16 protein-coding genes and 1 riboswitch are annotated in these 17,069 nt (G+C 72.5%); of the genes, 7 read left to right on the top strand and 9 right to left on the bottom strand.

Annotated elements, in window-relative coordinates; all coding sequences use genetic code 11:
* Window positions 1–71: 71 nt before the first annotated feature.
* The 4 genes from groL to thrC all read right to left on the bottom strand — a co-directional run bounded on the left by groL (window position 72) and on the right by thrC (window position 4,478).
* Window positions 72–1,694 (bottom strand): chaperonin GroEL, encoded by a 1,623-nt coding sequence (groL, locus tag ACFC1R_RS14335; protein ID WP_375938006.1) that lies wholly within the window; start codon window positions 1,692–1,694, stop codon window positions 72–74.
* 334 nt (window positions 1,695–2,028) lie between these two features.
* Window positions 2,029–2,235, bottom strand: coding sequence for a cold-shock protein (locus ACFC1R_RS14330; protein WP_045305217.1), 207 nt, complete (start codon window positions 2,233–2,235; stop codon window positions 2,029–2,031).
* Window positions 2,236–2,862: 627 nt separating this feature from the next.
* A complete protein-coding gene (locus ACFC1R_RS14325; RefSeq protein WP_375938002.1) occupies window positions 2,863–3,141 on the bottom strand; it encodes a MoaD/ThiS family protein in 279 nt (92 codons plus the stop codon).
* Between the two features lie 59 nt (window positions 3,142–3,200).
* Window positions 3,201–4,478, bottom strand: a complete 1,278-nt coding sequence (gene thrC / locus ACFC1R_RS14320; protein WP_375937999.1) for a threonine synthase — start codon at window positions 4,476–4,478, stop codon at window positions 3,201–3,203.
* A 17-nt stretch (window positions 4,479–4,495) separates the two neighbouring features.
* Window positions 4,496–4,627: riboswitch (SAM riboswitch) on the bottom strand.
* Window positions 4,628–4,781: 154 nt separating this feature from the next.
* On the opposite strand from thrC, the gene ACFC1R_RS14315 reads away from it, so the two are divergent.
* Together ACFC1R_RS14315 and ACFC1R_RS14310 are read left to right on the top strand one after the other, a co-directional pair.
* Window positions 4,782–5,789 carry a glucosyl-3-phosphoglycerate synthase gene (locus ACFC1R_RS14315; protein WP_375937996.1) on the top strand — a complete coding sequence of 336 codons (1,008 nt, stop codon included), beginning with the start codon at window positions 4,782–4,784 and terminating at the stop codon, window positions 5,787–5,789.
* A 133-nt stretch (window positions 5,790–5,922) separates the two neighbouring features.
* Window positions 5,923–7,410, top strand: coding sequence for a trehalose-6-phosphate synthase (locus ACFC1R_RS14310; RefSeq protein WP_375937993.1), 1,488 nt, complete (start codon window positions 5,923–5,925; stop codon window positions 7,408–7,410).
* A 68-nt stretch (window positions 7,411–7,478) separates the two neighbouring features.
* On the opposite strand, the gene otsB is transcribed toward ACFC1R_RS14310, so the two are convergent.
* Together otsB and ACFC1R_RS14300 are read right to left on the bottom strand one after the other, a co-directional pair.
* Complete coding sequence (gene otsB / locus ACFC1R_RS14305) at window positions 7,479–8,345, bottom strand: trehalose-phosphatase (protein WP_375937991.1); 867 nt, start codon at window positions 8,343–8,345, stop codon at window positions 7,479–7,481.
* Between the two features lie 69 nt (window positions 8,346–8,414).
* Window positions 8,415–8,642, bottom strand: coding sequence for a DUF3263 domain-containing protein (locus ACFC1R_RS14300; protein ID WP_375937989.1), 228 nt, complete (start codon window positions 8,640–8,642; stop codon window positions 8,415–8,417).
* 105 nt (window positions 8,643–8,747) lie between these two features.
* On the opposite strand from ACFC1R_RS14300, the gene ACFC1R_RS14295 reads away from it, so the two are divergent.
* Complete coding sequence (locus ACFC1R_RS14295; protein ID WP_375937986.1) at window positions 8,748–9,101, top strand: cupin domain-containing protein; 354 nt, start codon at window positions 8,748–8,750, stop codon at window positions 9,099–9,101.
* Window positions 9,102–9,222: 121 nt separating this feature from the next.
* On the opposite strand, the gene ACFC1R_RS14290 is transcribed toward ACFC1R_RS14295, so the two are convergent.
* Together ACFC1R_RS14290 and ACFC1R_RS14285 are read right to left on the bottom strand one after the other, a co-directional pair.
* Window positions 9,223–10,509: an extracellular solute-binding protein gene (locus tag ACFC1R_RS14290; protein ID WP_375937984.1), complete on the bottom strand. Its 1,287-nt coding sequence runs from the start codon at window positions 10,507–10,509 to the stop codon at window positions 9,223–9,225.
* A gap of 170 nt (window positions 10,510–10,679) precedes the next feature.
* On the bottom strand, window positions 10,680–11,474 hold the full coding sequence (locus tag ACFC1R_RS14285; RefSeq protein WP_375937981.1) for a DeoR/GlpR family DNA-binding transcription regulator: 795 nt from the start codon (window positions 11,472–11,474) through the stop codon (window positions 10,680–10,682).
* A gap of 300 nt (window positions 11,475–11,774) precedes the next feature.
* Here ACFC1R_RS14285 and ACFC1R_RS14280 point away from each other — a divergent pair, with 300 nt between their 5' ends.
* The 4 genes from ACFC1R_RS14280 to ACFC1R_RS14265 all read left to right on the top strand — a co-directional run bounded on the left by ACFC1R_RS14280 (window position 11,775) and on the right by ACFC1R_RS14265 (window position 16,140).
* On the top strand, window positions 11,775–12,695 hold the full coding sequence (locus ACFC1R_RS14280) for an SIS domain-containing protein (RefSeq protein ID WP_375937979.1): 921 nt from the start codon (window positions 11,775–11,777) through the stop codon (window positions 12,693–12,695).
* Between the two features lie 304 nt (window positions 12,696–12,999).
* Entirely contained in the window at window positions 13,000–13,947 is a 948-nt protein-coding gene (locus tag ACFC1R_RS14275) for an ROK family protein (RefSeq protein ID WP_375937977.1), read from the top strand.
* Between the two features lie 71 nt (window positions 13,948–14,018).
* Window positions 14,019–15,197, top strand: coding sequence for an N-acetylglucosamine-6-phosphate deacetylase (gene nagA / locus ACFC1R_RS14270; RefSeq protein ID WP_375938120.1), 1,179 nt, complete (start codon window positions 14,019–14,021; stop codon window positions 15,195–15,197).
* A gap of 67 nt (window positions 15,198–15,264) precedes the next feature.
* Complete coding sequence (locus tag ACFC1R_RS14265) at window positions 15,265–16,140, top strand: ketose-bisphosphate aldolase (protein ID WP_375937975.1); 876 nt, start codon at window positions 15,265–15,267, stop codon at window positions 16,138–16,140.
* Here the strand turns inward: ACFC1R_RS14265 and ACFC1R_RS14260 are convergent.
* Entirely contained in the window at window positions 16,106–17,032 is a 927-nt protein-coding gene (locus ACFC1R_RS14260; RefSeq protein WP_375938117.1) for a CBM35 domain-containing protein, read from the bottom strand. The genes ACFC1R_RS14265 and ACFC1R_RS14260 overlap by 35 nt on opposite strands.
* Window positions 17,033–17,069: the final 37 nt, after the last annotated feature.

Below are 17,069 nucleotides of genomic sequence, written 5' to 3'. Positions count from 1 at the left end.
CGCGAGGGCGGCCTCCCCGCAGTGGGGAGACCGCCCTCGCAGACGATCAGAACTCGCCGATCCCCGGGGGATCAGAAGTCCATGTCACCGCCCGGCATGCCGCCGCCGGCGGCCGCAGCGGCCTTCTCCGGCTTGTCGGCGATGACGGCCTCGGTGGTGAGGAACAGCGCCGCGATGGAGGCGGCGTTCTGCAGCGCGGAGCGGGTGACCTTGGCCGGGTCGATGATGCCCGACGCGATCAGGTCGACGTACTCGTTGGTGGCGGCGTTCAGGCCGTGACCGGCGGGGAGGTTGCGGACCTTCTCCACCACGACGCCGCCCTCGAGGCCGGCGTTGGTCGCGATCTGCTTGATCGGGGCCTCCAGCGCCACGCGGACGATGTTGGCACCGGTGGCCTCGTCGCCGTCCAGCTCCAGCTTGTCGAAGGCGACACCGGCCTGCAGCAGCGCGACGCCACCACCGGCGACGATGCCCTCCTCGACGGCGGCCTTCGCGTTGCGGACGGCGTCCTCGATGCGGTGCTTGCGCTCCTTGAGCTCGACCTCGGTGGCCGCGCCGGCCTTGATGACGGCCACGCCGCCGGCCAGCTTGGCGAGGCGCTCCTGGAGCTTCTCGCGGTCGTAGTCCGAGTCGCTGTTCTCGATCTCGGCACGGATCTGGTTGACGCGGCCGGCGACCTGGTCGCTGTCGCCGCCACCGTCGACGATGGTCGTCTCGTCCTTGGTGATGACGACCTTGCGGGCGGTGCCCAGCAGGTCCAGACCGGCGTTCTCCAGCTTGAGGCCGACCTCCTCGGAGATGACGGTGCCACCGGTGAGGATGGCGATGTCGCCGAGCATGGCCTTGCGGCGGTCACCGAAGCCCGGGGCCTTGACGGCGACGGACTTGAAGGTGCCACGGATCTTGTTCACGACCAGGGTCGACAGGGCCTCGCCCTCGACGTCCTCGGCGATGATGACGAGCGGCTTGCCGCTCTGCATGACCTTCTCCAGCAGCGGGAGCAGGTCCTTGACCGAGCCGATCTTGGAGTTGGCGATCAGGATGTACGGGTCCTCGAAGGACGCCTCCATCCGCTCCAGGTCGGTGGCGAAGTAGGCGGAGATGTAGCCCTTGTCGAAGCGCATGCCCTCGGTGAGCTCGAGCTCCAGGCCGAAGGTGTTGCTCTCCTCGACGGTGATGACACCTTCCTTGCCGACCTTGTCCATGGCCTCGGCGATGAGCTCGCCGATCTGGGTGTCGGCGGCCGAGATGGAGGCGGTGGAGGCGATCTGCTCCTTGGTCTCCACGTCCTTGGCCTGGGCCAGCAGCTGGTCCGAGACGGCGGCGACGGCCTTCTCGATGCCGCGCTTCAGAGCCATCGGGTTGGCGCCGGCGGCGACGTTGCGCAGACCCTCGCGGACGAGCGCCTGGGCGAGCACGGTGGCGGTGGTGGTGCCGTCACCCGCGACGTCGTCGGTCTTCTTGGCGACCTCCTTGACGAGCTCCGCGCCGATCTTCTCGTAGGGGTCCTCGAGCTCGATCTCCTTGGCGATGGAGACACCGTCGTTGGTGATCGTGGGGGCGCCCCACTTCTTCTCAAGGACGACGTTGCGGCCCTTGGGGCCCAGCGTCACCTTGACGGCGTCGGCAAGCTGGTTCATGCCGCGCTCAAGGCCGCGGCGAGCTTCCTCGTCAAACGCGATGATCTTGGCCATCGGAAGTGGTCCTCCAGGACACGGTCGACTGCTCGGACCGAGAGGTGCCCGCGACGGACGGCCCTGCGAGCGCGGGTCCTTTCCCCTGCCGCTCCCTGGGGCCTCACCGACCCGGTCCGTTTGTCACTCTCAAGCTGAGAGTGCTAACGCCAATGATTAGCACTCCGGGGTATCGAGTGCAAGCCCAATGCGGCAGTGTCGACCGGCAGTCGGCAGTCGGCCCCGGGCCCCGCAGACGGCGGTGGACCCGCACGACAGGCGTCGTACGGGTCCACTGCTCGAACAGAGTGAGCGCCAGCTCGTGACCGAGCCGAGGGCTCCGCAGGTCGGAAGGTCAGACCGCAGCGTTGCGGACCATGTCCGCCTGCGGACCCTTCTGCCCCTGGGAGATCTCGAACTCGACCCGCTGGCCCTCCTCGAGGGTGCGGTAGCCGTCCATCTGGATCGCGCTGTAGTGGACGAACACGTCCGCACCACCGTCGACCGCGATGAAGCCGTAGCCCTTCTCCGCGTTGAACCACTTGACGGTGCCCTGAGCCATTCCGAACTCCCCTTGTGCTGTGCTGGCCCTTCACGGACCCGCAGGTTGCGGGCCCAGGCTGGTAGGCCGGCCCGAGGGAACCCCCCCTGGGCACAGCCGTGCACGTCGCAAACCGCCGTCGTTTCCCGGGAGTTGCCGGGTCGACGGGTGATTGCGTACGACCGCCGCTGAATGTATCCGGACAGACGCCCTCTGCAACAGGCCCAACTTCCGCGAATTCCATCCGGAAGCTTTCGGGTGTCGCGGGATAAAAGCGGCAGAATGCGCCAATTCCTGCCGGGCATAATGGACGAACAGTCGCAAATCGCCGGTAAATTTCTGACGTCGTCCTGACATCTTCTGCCGTGGACCGCCCGGGGTCCGTCTCAGCGGCCGGAAGAGCCTTGCGTATGCGATCGGCTGGCGGAGCGTCAGTCACCGGCCGCTCCTGGGCCTCGCTCCCGAGATGTGGTCGGCGGGGGAGTATGCCGACACCTGCGCACTTTACCGCCACTTGAGAGCGCCCTTTTCCACCGGCACGCCAAGAGCCGCCAACCGGCACGGAAATAAACATTCCATGCCCGTCGACGGCTCCCGGTGTGGTAGCGGCGACCGCGTCCGCAGGTGTGCGGGGTCCGCTCCGGCGGTTCAGCAGCCGCCGGCCACGGCGGGGATGACCGAGACGGACGAGCCGTCCCTGATCTCGGTCTCCAGGCCCTGGTCGAAGCGCACGTCGTCGTCGTTGACGTAGACGTTGACGAAGCGGCGCAGCCTGCCCGTGTCGTCCAGGATCCGGGCGGCGATGCCGGGGTGGTTGGCGTCCAGGTCGGCGATGACGGCGGCCAGGGTCGCGCCCTCGGCGGTCACCTCGGCGGCGCCGCCGGTGTAGGTGCGCAGGATGGTCGGGATGCGGACGGATGCGCTCATGGTGCGAAGCTCCTAGGTGGTGGGTCGTGGGACGCCGGGTGGCCCGGGCGGCGTCGGGCTCAGGCCAGGCCGGCGGCGCGGAAGGAGTCCAGCGTCGGGCGGATGGTGGCGGTCAGGCCCGCGTCGGACACCGCGTCCAGGGTCTTCAGGCCGTCACCGGTGTTGATCGCGACGGTCTCCTTGGCCGGGTCCAGCCGGCCGCTCTCGACCAGCTTCTTCAGCACGCCCACGGTCACCCCGCCGGCGGTCTCGGCGAAGATGCCCTCGGTGCGGGCCAGCAGCTTGATCGCGGCCACCACCTCGGCGTCGGTGACGTCCTCGACCGCACCGCCGGTGCGGCGGGCGATGTCCAGCACGTACGGGCCGTCGGCCGGGTTGCCGATCGCCAGCGACTTGGCGATGGTGTCCGGCTTGACCGGGCGGATCACGTCGTGGCCGGCCTTGAAGGCGGCGGAGACCGGGGAGCAGCCCTCGGCCTGGGCGCCGAAGATCCGGTACGGGCGGTCCTCGACCAGGCCGAGCCCGATCAGCTCCTGCAGCCCCTTGTCGATCTTGGTGAGCTGGGAGCCCGAGGCGATCGGGATGACGATCTGCTCCGGCAGCCGCCAGCCGAGCTGCTCGCAGATCTCGTACGCCAGGGTCTTGGAGCCCTCGCCGTAGTACGGACGGAGGTTGACGTTGACGAAGCCCCAGCCCTCACCGGCCGGATCGCCGATCAGCTCGGAGCAGAACCGGTTCACATCGTCGTAGTTGCCCTCGATGCCGACCAGTTCGCCGCCGTAGACACCGGCCATCACGACCTTGCCCTGCTCCAGGTCGTGCGGGATGAACACGCAGGACCTGAACCCGGCCCGGGCCGCCGCCGCGCCCACCGCACCGGCCAGGTTGCCGGTCGAGGAGCAGGACAGGGTGGTGAAGCCGAAGGCGCGGGCCGCCTCGATGGCGCAGGCCACCACCCGGTCCTTGAAGGAGTGGGTCGGGTTCCCGGAGTCGTCCTTGACGTGCAGCTGTGCGGTGAAACCCAGCTCGCGGCCCAGGTTGTCGGCCTTGACCAGCGGGGTCCAGCCGGGGTTCAGGTTGGGCTTGCCGGCCACGTCGGCCGGGACGGGCAGCAGCGGGGCGTAGCGCCAGATGCTGGCGGGGCCCGACTCGATCCGCTCGCGCAACTGCTCGGCCCGGTAGGAGCCGAAGTCGTAGGCGATCTCCAGCGGGCCGAAGCACTCCAGGCAGGCGAAACTGGGACCGAGGGGGAACCGGGTACCGCACTCGCGACAGGACAGCGCGGCGGCAGGGCCGAGGTCGACGGTCGCAACGGGTGCTTGGGTAGCGGTAGCCATGATGGCGGAGGCCTCTCTCCTCATCTTCCCCGTGACGCGGCTGCGCCACAGGCCGGAATTGGCACCTGTCCCGCCGGGGCCTGTGACCGCCGGGCGAGAAGGTTGCCGGGACGTCAACGGGCCGTTCCCTCAGTCCCTCTGGATGAGCTCTGTGAAGTTGTGGTCACGCTGCCGGGCCGACCCCGATGTACGCAGGTCCGGCCGGGTTACGAAGACTGTAGCCGAAGGTGTCAAGCTCGAACGGGAGCGTCCGACACGCGAGATGAACCCGACCGTTTCCATCCGAACACGAGGAGCGACACCGTGCCCGACCAGCTGACCGAGGCCCTCCTGCCGGAGGTGGAGCGCTGGCTGCGCAGCCACTCCTGGGCGGCCGCCGACCGTCCCGTCGAGGCCCTGCTCGCGGCCAAGCGGGCGGCCGGCCGGGCCGGTTCCGTCAGCGTGGTGCTGCCCGCGCTGGACGAGGAACCGACGGTCGGCGAGATCGTCCGGGTGATCCGGCGCGAACTGGTGGAACGGATCCCGCTGGTCGACGAGTTGGTGGTGGTCGACTCCGGCTCGGTGGACCGGACCGCCGAACTGGCCGCCGCCGCCGGCGCCCGGGTGGTGCACCGCGACGACATCCTGCCCCGGATACCCACCGTGCCGGGCAAGGGCGAGGTGCTCTGGCGCTCGCTGCTGGCGACCACCGGCGAGATCGTCTGCTTCATCGACGCGGACCTGCGCGAGTTCGACCCGGCCTTCGTCACGGGGATCGTCGGACCGCTGCTCACCGACCCCGGCATCCAGCTGGTCAAGGCGATGTACGACCGGCCGCTGGAGACCGAGGGCGCCGTCGTACCGGCCGGCGGCGGCCGGGTCACCGAGCTGGTCGCACGTCCGCTGCTCAACCTGCACTGGCCGCAGCTGGCCGGGTTCGTCCAGCCGCTGGGCGGGGAGTACGCGGCCCGGCGCTCACTGCTGGAGCGGCTGCACTTCCCGACCGGGTACGGGGTCGAGCTCGGCCTGCTGGTGGACGCCCTGGACGAGGTCGGCCTCGACGCCCTGGCGCAGGTGGACGTCGGCGTCCGGCACCACCGCCACCAGGACGGCCAGGCCCTCGGCCGGATGGCCGCCACCATCTACCGCACGGCCCTGGAACGCCTCGACCGGACCCACCGCCTCAAGGCCGCGGACGACCTGGTCCACCCGCACCTCACCCAGTTCACCCGGGCCTCCCGATCCCGCGGCTTCACCCCGCACACCCACCCGGTCACGGCCCTCGAACGCCCTCCGATGCTCAGCGTTCCCGAGTACCGGGAACGGGGTTAGCCCTCGGGGGCGCGGGGGACCACGCACCTTCGATGTGCGCGGTTCCGCGCGCCCCCGATCCGTTCGCCCCGGCCCCGGCGGGTGTCCCGACCCGGAGGGTTTCCGGCACCCCGGGCCCGGCAAGGTTCAAGACATGGGCGATCTCGCGACCGAACGTTCGAATCCGACCGGCAGGGCCCCGATCCTGGTGGCCTCGAACCGCGGCCCGGTGTCCTTCACCCTCGAGGACGACGGATCGCTGACCCTGCGCCGAGGCGGCGGCGGCCTGGTCTCCGGGCTCTCCGCGATCGACGACCCGTCCTCGGTCTGGGTCTGCGCGGCGCTCGGCGACGCCGACCGCGCGGCGGCCCGCCGGTCCCCCGACGGCCGGCTCGACCTAGGCGGCTTCGAGGTCGGCGGCCAGGCCGTCCGGATGCTCGACATCGATCCGGACACCTTCCGCCGTGCCTACAACGGCATCGCCAACTCCACTCTGTGGTTCGTCCACCACCTGCTGTACGACACCCCCGTCTCGCCGCTCTTCGACGACCGGTTCCGCCGCGAGTGGGAGTCCTACGGCGCGTACAACTCCGCCTTCGCCCGGGCGCTGGCCGCCGAGGCGGCCCCCGGCGCGGTGGTGCTCGTCCAGGACTACCACCTCTCCCTGGCCCCGACCCAGCTCCGCGCGCTCCGCCCCGACCTGCGCATCGGGCACTTCTCGCACACCCCGTGGGCCCCGCCGGAGTACTACCGGATGCTGCCGGACGACGTCGCCGAGGCGGTGCTCGCGGGCATCCTCGGCGCCGACCGCGCGGCGTTCCTGACCCTCCGGTGGGCACTCGCCTTCGCCGACTGCTGCGAGGCGGTGCTCGGCGCGACGGTGGACCGGGACGCCCTCACCGTCACGCACGCCGGGCGCACCACCCGGCTCGGCGTCCACGGCCTCGGCGCCGACGCGGACTTCCTCCGCTCGCGCGCCCACCGGCCGGACGTGGACGCCCAGCTGGCCACCCTGCGCGAGGCGGTCGGCCGCTCCGCGGACGGGGCGCCGCGCCGGACCGTCGTCCGGGTGGACCGCACCGAGCTGAGCAAGAACATCGTCCGCGGTCTGCTCGCCTACCGGCACCTGCTCCGCACCCGCCCCGAGTGGCGGGACCGGGTGGTGCACGTCGCCTTCGCCTACCCCTCGCGCCACGACCTGCCCGAGTACCGCGAGTACACGGCCGCCGTCCGGCGCATCGCGCAGGAGATCGACGACGAGTTCCGGACGGCCACCTGGCGCCCGCTGATCCTGCACGTCGACGACGACTTCCCGCGCTCGCTGGCCGCCTACCGGCTCGCCGACGTGGCCCTGGTCAACCCGATCAGGGACGGCATGAACCTGGTCGCCAAGGAGGTCCCGGTGGTCTCCGACGCGGGCTGCGCCCTGGTGCTCTCCCGCGAGGCGGGCGCTTGCGCCGAACTCGCCGACGACGCCATCACGGTGAACCCGTACGACATCGTCGCCACCGCCGAGGCCCTGCACCGGGGCCTGACCATGCCCGGTCACGAACGCGCGGACCGCACCAAGCGGCTGGCTGCGGCCTCGACCGCGCTGCCGCCCCAGCAGTGGTTCCTGGACCAGCTCCACGCCCTGGACTGAGGCTCCGTGCCAGGGGCCCAGGCGTCCTCGAGGACACGCCCGCGCCCGCACGGCCGGCGCCGGCCGGATCAGCGCCCCGAGCCGATCCGGTCGGCCAACTCGGCCAGCAGCGCGACCAGTCCGGTCGGACCGGACACCAACAGGTCGGCCCGCTCGGCGAGTTCACCGACCTGTGGTTCACCCGCCACGGTCCCGCCGCTGCACACCAGCAGTCCGGGCCGGCCGTCCGTACGGCGCTTCTCGACGGCCGCGTACGCGGGCAGATCGCCGAGGTCGTCCCCGGCGTACAGCACCGCGCCGACGGCCGGGCGTTCGGCGAGGAAGGCGGTCAGCGCCGCACCCTTGTCCACCCCGGGCGGGCGCAACTCCAGGACGTAGCGGCCGGGTTCGACCATCAGTCCGTGGCCGGCGGCGAGCCGGCCGAGCGGTTCGCGGAGCAGGTCGAGCGCGGCGCCGGGGGCGTCGGTACGACGGGTGTGGACGCCGAGCGCACGGCCCTTGTCCTCCACCCAGGTACCGGGGTGGGCGCCCGCCCGCTCCAGCACCCGGGGCAGTTCGGCCCGGGCGGCGGCCACACCGGCCGGCGGTTCGGGGGCGGTCAGCTCACCGGTGGCGGCCTCCCAGCGCTCGGCACCGTACTGGCCGAGCACGGTGAGGTGTCCGAGCCCGGGGACGCCCGCGAAGCCGCCGTACCGCGCGGCGACGGCCGCCGGCCGACCCGTCACCACGACCACCGCGCCGACCAGCGGGGCCAGCCTGGAGAGCACGGCCACCGCCTCGGGATGGGCACGCGCCTGGTCGGGGTCGGGCACGATCGGGGCCAGGGTCCCGTCGAAGTCGAGGGCGATCACGGCCTCGGCGGGCGCCGCCAACAGGGCCGCCAGGCCCGCGCGTCCGGCCGGGGTACTCGGTGCCGACTGCTCAGTCATCCCCATGCCCAGACCCTACCCAGCCCGGACGCATCCACCGCCGGACCACGCGCCGGACCCCGTCGGGGCCGGCCGCTACCGCTCCGCGCGCTTGGTCTCCCGGATCCGGCGGAGCCGGTTGACCAGCACCGGGTCGTGCGCGAGCGCCTCCTGCCGGTCCAGGAGGCCGTTCAGCAGCTGGTAGTACCGGGTTGCCGAGAGGTCGAGCTCCTCCCGGATGGCACGTTCCTTGGCGCCCGCCGTCCGCCACGGCCGGGCCTCCAGCGCGAGCACCGCCAGTTCGCGTTCACTCAGAGCGGCCACCGCACCCACCTCGCCTCGGACTCGCTACGAAGTGTCATTCTGCCCGGCCGCTCGGACACACTCTGCCGTCCCCACCGGACCCGCCGTCCGGCTAGCGTCGGTGCCATGACCAACAGCTTCGCACTGCACGTTCCCGACCTCGACCTCGAACCCGAGCCGCTCGACCCCGCCCAGATCGTCTCCGGCAGCCCGGAGGTCACCGGCAAGGTGCTCTGGGAGTCCGAGGACGGACGCCGGCTGCACGGGGTCTGGCAGATCACCCCGGGCGTGGTGACCGACGTCGAGGCGGACGAGCTGTTCGTGGTGGTCAGCGGGCGCGCCACCGTCGAGATCGAGGGCGGACCGACCCTGCACGTCGGCCCGGGCGACTTCGCCGTACTGCGCGAGGGCGACCGCACCACCTGGACCGTCCACGAGACCCTGCGCAAGGCGTACTCGATCACCCTCGGCACCGACTGAGCACGGCGCTTGCCCGCCGGGGCGCGGGGAGCCGGGCGCGAACGTCGGTGTCCTCCGACTCGCCCGGCTCCCCGCGCCCCGAGGTCCGACACCCCTGCCCGGCCGGTCGGCCGGGCGGCCGCTAGTGGTGCGCTTCGGCGGCCGCCTGGGCCGCCGACTTCTGCAGGGCGGCGAGGACCTGGTCGCCGCCGTCGCGCACCGCGCCGCCGATGCCCTTCTTGATCATGGCGCTCACCTTCTCCCAGGACGGGTCGCCGACCGGGTAGAAGCTGGCGCTGGGGAGGGTGGCCAGGAAGCTCTTGAGGTCCTCGCGCATCCCGCTGGCGGTCATCTCGTCGCGGGTGTCCTGGGTGACCGGGAGCAGGTTGTAGATCTCGTCGAACTTGAGGGTGTTCTCCTTCTGGTAGACGAAGGAGAGGAACTTCTTGATCTGGGCCCGGTGCCCGTTGGCCTTGAAGGCCATCATCCAGTCCGCGACGCCGAGGGTGCCGACCTTGTCCTGGGCGTTCTTGCGCGGAATGGGCGCCGTGCCGTACTCGAGGCCGGCGGCGTTGGCCTTCTGCATCAGCGAAGGATGGCCGTTGAGCATCGCGACCCTGCCGGCCGCGAAGTCGGCGAAGGCCGTCTTGCGGTCGACCGACCCGGGGTCGGGATAGGTGAGGTGGGCGTCCACCAGGTTGGTGCGCAGCCAGCCGAAGGTGGCCCGGTTCTGCCGGCTGTCGATGCTGTAGTTGCCCGCGCTGTCGGAGAGGCCGCCGCCGCCGCTCATGGTCCACATCATCGACTCGGCCTGGGCCTCCTCGGGTCCCAGCGGCAGTGCGTACGGCGTGACGCCGGGCACCCTGCCGTGGATCTGCGCGGCGTCCTTGCGCAGGTCCTCCCAGGTGACGGGGGGTTCGGTGATACCGGCCTCGGCGAAGATCTCCTTGTTGTAGAAGAAGGCCCGGGTGGAGGCCGCGAAGGGGATGCCGTACTGGCTGCCGACGACCTGCCCGGCCTTGGCGAAGGCGTCGATCAGATTGGCCTGGGTGTCGATCGTGAGCACGTCGCCGACGGGGTAGAGCCGCCCGGCGGCGACCTGGTCGGCGAAGCCGCCGGTCTGGACGAGGTCGGGCGTGTCGCCCTTGGCGATCAGGTCCGCGACCCGGTTGTCGATGTCGTTCCAGTCGACCACCTCGACCGAGACCCTGATCGACGGGTCGGCGCTCTCGAACCGCCGGACCAGCTCGTCCCAGTAGTGGCTGGAGCTGGTCGCCTCGCTGTCCCCGTAGTCGGCGGCGACCAGCTTGAGGGTGACCGTTCCGCCGGCCTGGGAGACGAGGGTCCCGCAGCCGCTGCTCACCAGTACGGCGGCGAGCACGGCGGCCAGGGCCGGCCGGCGGCGGGACGTGCGGGCAGGGGTGTTCAACGGGGATACCGCCTTCGGGTGGGGAGGGCGGCCACACTGTCAGCGCCCTGACGTGGCGGTCCAGACCTACCGGCGGGTATTTATCGAGGTGCGCCGCCGCGTTGCACTCCGTGCAACCGGGGTCCGGCGAACCGGGACAGAACTCCCTCCCCGGGCTGCCCCCGGAGTTGTCAGACCGCGATCACCCGGACACCGGCCTCGGTGAAGGCGGCGGCGAGTTCGGGGCTGACGCCCTCGTCGGTGACCAGGGTGCCGATCCGGTCGACACCGCAGATCCGGGCGAAGGCCCGACGGCCCAGCTTGGAGGAGTCCGCGGCCACCACGACCCGGCGGGCCCGTTCGGCGAGCAGCCGGTTGACGCTGGCCTCACCCTCGTGGTGGGCGGTCGCACCGTGCTCGGCGTCCAGCGCGTCCACGCCCAACACCGTGACGTCCAGGGTGAGTTCGCCCAGGACCAGCCCGGCCAGCGGGCCGATCAGCTCGTACGACTGAGGGCGTGCGACACCGCCGGTCAGCACGATCTTCACCTGCGGGCGGACCGTCAGCTCGTTGGCGATGTTCAGCGCATTGGTGACGATGGTGACGCTCTGCCCGGGGCCGCTCTCCGGCCGTTCGGCCAGATCGGGGCGGACAGCCAGCGCGCGGGCCACCTCGGTGGTGGTGGTGCCGCCGTTGAGGCCGACCACCTCGCCGACCGCGATCAGGTCGGCCACGGCGGCGCCGATCCGCTGCTTGGCGTCGGCGTTCCTGGCGGTCTTGTAGCGCAGCGGCAGGTCGTAGGAGACGTTGTGCGCCACCGCGCCGCCCCGGGTGCGGGTGACCATCTGCTGGCGGGCGAGCTGGTCGAGGTCGCGCCGGATGGTGGCGGCGGAGACGTCCAGCGCCTCGGCGGCCTCCTCGACCTCCAGCTTGCCGTGCTCGGCAAGCAGTTCCAGCAGGGCGTTCCACCGCTCGTACCTGGACACGCTGGGCCGCCCCTCCTGTACCGATCCTGTGCCGACGTCGCGCACCGGTCCCGCGCCGACGCCGCGACCGCCCCGCGCGGGTGCGCGGAGCCGGGTGCGCGAAGCCTGGACAGCTTTGCACACCGCAGCCGGTCCAAGCGTTGTCGGAGGCCCGCCACGAACCGGACGCCCTGTCATAGCATTGCGCAATCATGCGCGAAAGGGCTATAAATCAATCAGCTTCACGCACTCACGATCGGCGGGCCGGCCCGTCGGCGCATCCGCAGCAATGGACCTGAGCACTCCGAGGAGCTCGCACCCATGGCTTTGACTTCCCTGACCGGCGAGGAGCTCGCCACCCAGCCCGCGAACTGGCGCCGCGCCGCGACACTCGCCGCCGAGGCGTCCCTCGCCCTGCCGCAGCGCGGCGAGCGGGTCGCGGTGATCGGCTGCGGCACCTCCTGGTTCATGGCCCAGGCGTACGCCGCCCTGCGGGAGGCCGGCGGGCACGGCGAGACGGACGCCCTCGCGGCCTCCGAGTTCCCGCCCGGCCGCGGCTACGACCGGATCCTGGCGATCAGCCGCTCGGGCACCACCACCGAGGTGCTCGACGTACTCGGCCGGGCCAAGGCGCCGACCGCGGCCGTCACCGGTGACCCGGACACCCCGATCGCCGGGGCCGCCGACCAGCTGCTGGTGCTGGACTTCGCCGACGAGCGCTCGGTGGTGCAGACCCGCTTCGCCACCACGGCGCTCGCCCTGCTCCGCGCCCACCTGGAGCTGGAGGACGCGCTCCCGGCGGGTGTCGCGAGCGTGCCGCGGGCCGCCGACGACGCCGAGCGGGCGCTCGCCGAGCCGCTGCCCGAGGGGCTGCTCGCCGCCGAACAGGTCACCTTCCTCGGCCGGGGCTGGACGTACGGACTCGCCCAGGAGGCCGGGCTCAAGATGCGCGAGGCCGCCACCGCCTGGACCGAGGCGTACCCGGCGATGGAGTACCGGCACGGGCCGATCAGCGTCGCCGCCCCGGGGCGGGCGGTCTGGTCCCTCGGCGAGCTGCCGCCAGGACTGGCGGCGGACGTCGCCCGCACCGGGGCGCTGCTGGTGGCCGACTCCGGCGCCGGCGGCCTCGACCCGCTCGCCGACCTGGTCAGGGTGCAGCGGCTGGCCGTGGCGCTGGCCGGGGCCCGCGGCCTGAACCCCGACGAGCCGCGCAGCCTCACCCGCTCGGTCATCCTCGCCTGAGGCCCGTCCGACGATTCGCGGCAGGGCCGGCGGCCCCGCCGGGGAGGCGGGACGCGCCGCCCCGAGCGCGCCCGGTCGCGCGCTTCCCCGCGCGCCCGCCGGCCCCGCGCCCGCCCCACCGTCCGGTTCCCCCACCACCCCACGTTTGCCCGCACCGGCGCGGTGCAACAGGAAGGAAGGTTGCCCACGGTTCTGGAGAGCACCCGGTGCACCTCCGATGGCGACAAAGCTCACCCCCGCTGGACCAGACCAATCCGGCAACTGGACTAGACCTCTTCGACCTGGTCAAGGGACACTGTCACCCGTGAAGCACGTCATCGCACTCGATGTGGGCGGCACCGGCATGAAGGCCGCGCTACTCGCCCAGGACGGCTCCGTGCTGTTCGAAGCACGCCGACCGACCGGGCGGGAGCGCGGCACCGACGCCGTGGTCGCCGCCATCCTCGACTTCGCCGCCGACCTGGCCGACGAGGGCTGCAGCCGTTTCGGCTGCCCGGCGCTCGCCGCAGGCGTCGCCGTGCCGGGGACGATCGACGAGAAGAACGGGATCGCGGTCTTCTCCGCCAACCTCGGCTGGCGGGACCTGCCGATGCGCAAGCTGCTCGGCGAACGCCTCGGCGGCCCGGACGGCACGGCCGTACCGATCGCCCTCGGCCACGACGTCCGCTCCGGCGGACTGGCGGAGGGACGGCTCGGCGCCGGCCGCGGCGTGGACCGCTTCCTGTTCGTCGCGCTCGGCACCGGCATCGCCGGAGCCATCGGCATCGAGGGACGGATCGAAGCGGGCGCCCACGGCTACGGCGGCGAGATCGGCCACGTCGTGGTCCGGCCCGGCGGCCCGGCCTGCGGCTGCGGAGCCCGCGGCTGCCTGGAGACCCTGGCGTCGGCCTCGGCCGTCTCCCGGGCCTGGGCCGAGGCGAGCGGCGAGGCCGCGGCGGACGCGGCGGCCTGTGCGGTCGCCGTCGACGCCGGGGACGAACGCGCGATCGCGGTCTGGCAGAACGCCGTGGACGCCCTCGCGGACGGGATCGTGCTGGCCCAGAGCCTGCTCGACCCCGCCACCGTGATCGTCGGCGGCGGGCTGGCCGAGGCCGGTGACACCCTCTTCACGCCCCTGCGCGCGGCGGTTGCCGAGCGGCTGACCTTCCAGATGCCCCCGAAGGTCGTACCGGCCATGCTCAAAGACACCGCCGCGTCCCTGGGCGCGGGCCTGCTCGCCTGGGATCTGCTCTCCATGGAGGTGACCGCGTGACGACCGCGCGGAATCAATCGGCGCCCTGCGGCCTTCGGGCCGGCGGCGCCACCGTCGCCGCTGGTACGGCACTGTCCGGCGCCCGGCTGGTGCTGCCGGGCGGTGTCGTCGAGCACGGCCGGCTGACCGTCGAGGGCTCGCGCATCGCGACGGTGACGAGCGGCGCGCCCCGCGCGGGCGGTGGCGGCGGCGAGCCGGGCGACCTCGACCTGACCGGTCACACCGTCGTCCCGGGCTTCGTCGACCTGCACGTGCACGGCGGCGGCGGCGCCTCGTACGCCTCCGGGGTGGCCGAGGAGGCCCTCGAGGTCGCCCGTACGCACCTGGAACACGGCACCACCACCACGATGGCCTCCACCGTGACCGGTGAGATCGACGAGCTCTGCCACCAGGCGGCCGTCCTCTCCGAGCTGGTCGAGGACGGCGTCCTGGCAGGCATCCACTTCGAGGGCCCGTTCATCTCTCCCGGCCGGTGCGGCGCCCACCGCCCCGACCTGCTGCGCGACCCGGACCCGGCACTGGTGCGCAAGCTGGCGGACGCCGCACGCGGCCACGCCAGGATGTTCACCCTCGCCCCCGAGCTGCCGGGCGGCCTGGAGTCCGTCCGGATGCTCGCCGACCTCGGCATCATCGCGGCCGTCGGCCACACCGACTCCGACTACGCCAAGACGCTGGAGGCGGTGGACGCCGGAGCCACCGTCGCCACCCACCTGTTCAACGCGATGCCGGGCATCCAGCACCGCGCCCCGGGACCGATCGTCGCCCTCCTGGAGGACGAGCGGGTCACCGTCGAGCTGATCAACGACGGCGTCCACCTGCACCCCTCGGTGCTGGACCTCGCGTACGGCACGGCGGGCCCGGACCGGGTCGCGCTGATCACCGACGCGATGGGCGCGGCCGGGATGGGCGACGGGCTCTACCCGCTCGGCCCGCTCCAGGTCCGGGTCGAGAACGGGGTCGCCCGCCTGGTCGAGGGCGGCTCCATCGCGGGCTCCACCCTCACCCTGGACGTCGCCTTCAGGCGCTCCGTCACCGTGAACGGCCTGAGCCTCGGCCAGGCCGTGCAGTCCCTGTCCACCGTCCCGGCACGGCTGCTCGGCCTGTCGGACTCCATCGGCTCCCTGGAGGCAGGCAAGAACGCCGACCTCGTCGTCCTCGACTCCGACACCTACGAGCTCGTCGCGGTGATGCGCCGCGGCGAGTGGATCGTCGGCGCGGACCGCCTGCACACGGTCGCCCACGCGGCCTGAGCCCTCCCGTCCCACCGGGGGTGGGTAGCGGCGCCGCGCCCCGCCACCCACCTTCCGGGGGACACCCATGCCTCTTGCCCGTACCGCCGAGCTGCTCGCCGCCGCCGTGTCCGCACGCCGCGGCCTGCCCGCCTTCAACGTGATCACCCTGGAGCACGCCGAGGCGATCGCCTCCGGGGCCGAACGCGCCGCCACCCCGGCCGTGCTGCAGATCAGTCAGAACGCCGTCGCCTTCCACGGCGGCCGGCTGCTGCCGCTGGCCCGCGCCTGCACCGAGATCGCTGCCGCCGCCCGGGTACCGCTCGCGCTCCACCTCGACCACGTCGAGGACGTCGAACTGCTCCGGGCGGCACCCGCCGCCGGGTTCTCCTCGGCCATGTTCGACGCCTCCGCCCTCCCGCACGCCGAGAACGTCAAGGCCACCGCCGAGGCCGCAGCCTGGGCCCACCGGCACGGCCTGCACCTGGAGGCCGAGTTGGGCCGGGTCGGCGGCAAGGACGGCGAGCCACCGCTCTCCCCGCACGCCCCCGGCGCCCGCACCGACCCCCGCGAGGCGGCCGGCTACGTCGCCGACACCGGGGTGGACGCCCTCGCGGTGGCCGTCGGAAGTTCACACGCGATGACCACCCGGACGGCCGCACTCGACCACGACCTGATCCGCCGTCTGGCTGACGCCGTCCCCGTCCCGCTGGTGCTGCACGGCAGTTCCGGTGTACCGGACGATCAGCTGTCGACGGGCATCGCGGCCGGCCTGGTGAAGATCAACATCGGTACGGCGCTCAACACCGCCTTCACCCCGGCCGTCCGTCGGTACCTGGCCGGGGACGACCGGGTCACCGACCCGCGCAAGTACCTCGCCCCGGCCCGCACCGCGATGGCCGAGACGGTGGCCCGCCTGGCGGGGGTGGTCACCAGGGGGCGGTGCTGTCCGCGAACTGCTTGATCGCCACCTGGTCGATCGCGACGCTGCTCCCGGCCGGAACCGACACCGTGAGGGTGACGGTCCCGGCGGGCAGCTGCGGCCATATGGCACCCCGGGTCCACGCCTGGTCGGGATCGCTGGAGTGCGTGTAGTTCTTCAGCATGACCGGGCCGGTGGCCGACTCCGTGCCGTTCACCAGCACCGTGGCGGGAATGTCCGCGCCCGGGTTGTTGTAGTGCACCCAGAACCGGTACTGACCCGCCGTGGGCACCGCGATCGTCCAGGCCAGGCTCGAACCGGGACCGCCGGTCAGGGTGACGTAACTGCCGTCCTTGGAGACCGCGTTCTTGATGGTGCTGCTCACCGCGGCGCCCTGCAGCTGCAACTTGGACGCGTCCGCGATCGGATCCTTGGACGGCGGCGCCACCGAGGGCGCGGCCGACGAGCCCGCGGCGCTCGGGCTCGCACCCTGACTGGCCGGTGCACTGTGGCTGTTGGCCGGCTTGGCGCCGTTGTCGGACTTGCCCGCGTCGCCACCGGACAGCGCGATCCCGCCGCCGATCGCCACCGCGGCGATCACGGCCACCACACCGATCACCGCGGCCTTGCCGCGCCCGCCCGAGGACCGCTCCTCGCCCGGCTGCGGGCGGGAGTGCTCGGCGTAGCGGTTCGGCTGCTGCGGAACCTGCACGGTCGGCGACACCGACGGCTGCTGCTGCCCGTACGGCGGGCGCGGCTGCTGGCCGTACTGGGCCCGGCCGACCTCCATCGGGCGCGCGTACGACGTACGCGGCTGCCCCGGTACCGGGGTCGTGTCGGGCGCCGATTCGCCCTCCGCCGGGCGGTAGAGGTAGGCGAACGGGTCGTCCTTGGCCGCGCTCTCGGGCGCGCCGTTGCTGCCGTCCGTGGTCACGGTGGTCAACTCCCCATCGCAGCGCGCCGCACGGCAG

Source organism: Kitasatospora sp. NPDC056138, assembly GCF_042264695.1.
Lineage (GTDB): Bacteria > Actinomycetota > Actinomycetes > Streptomycetales > Streptomycetaceae > Kitasatospora.
This window is presented reverse-complemented; position numbering and strand designations above follow the sequence as displayed.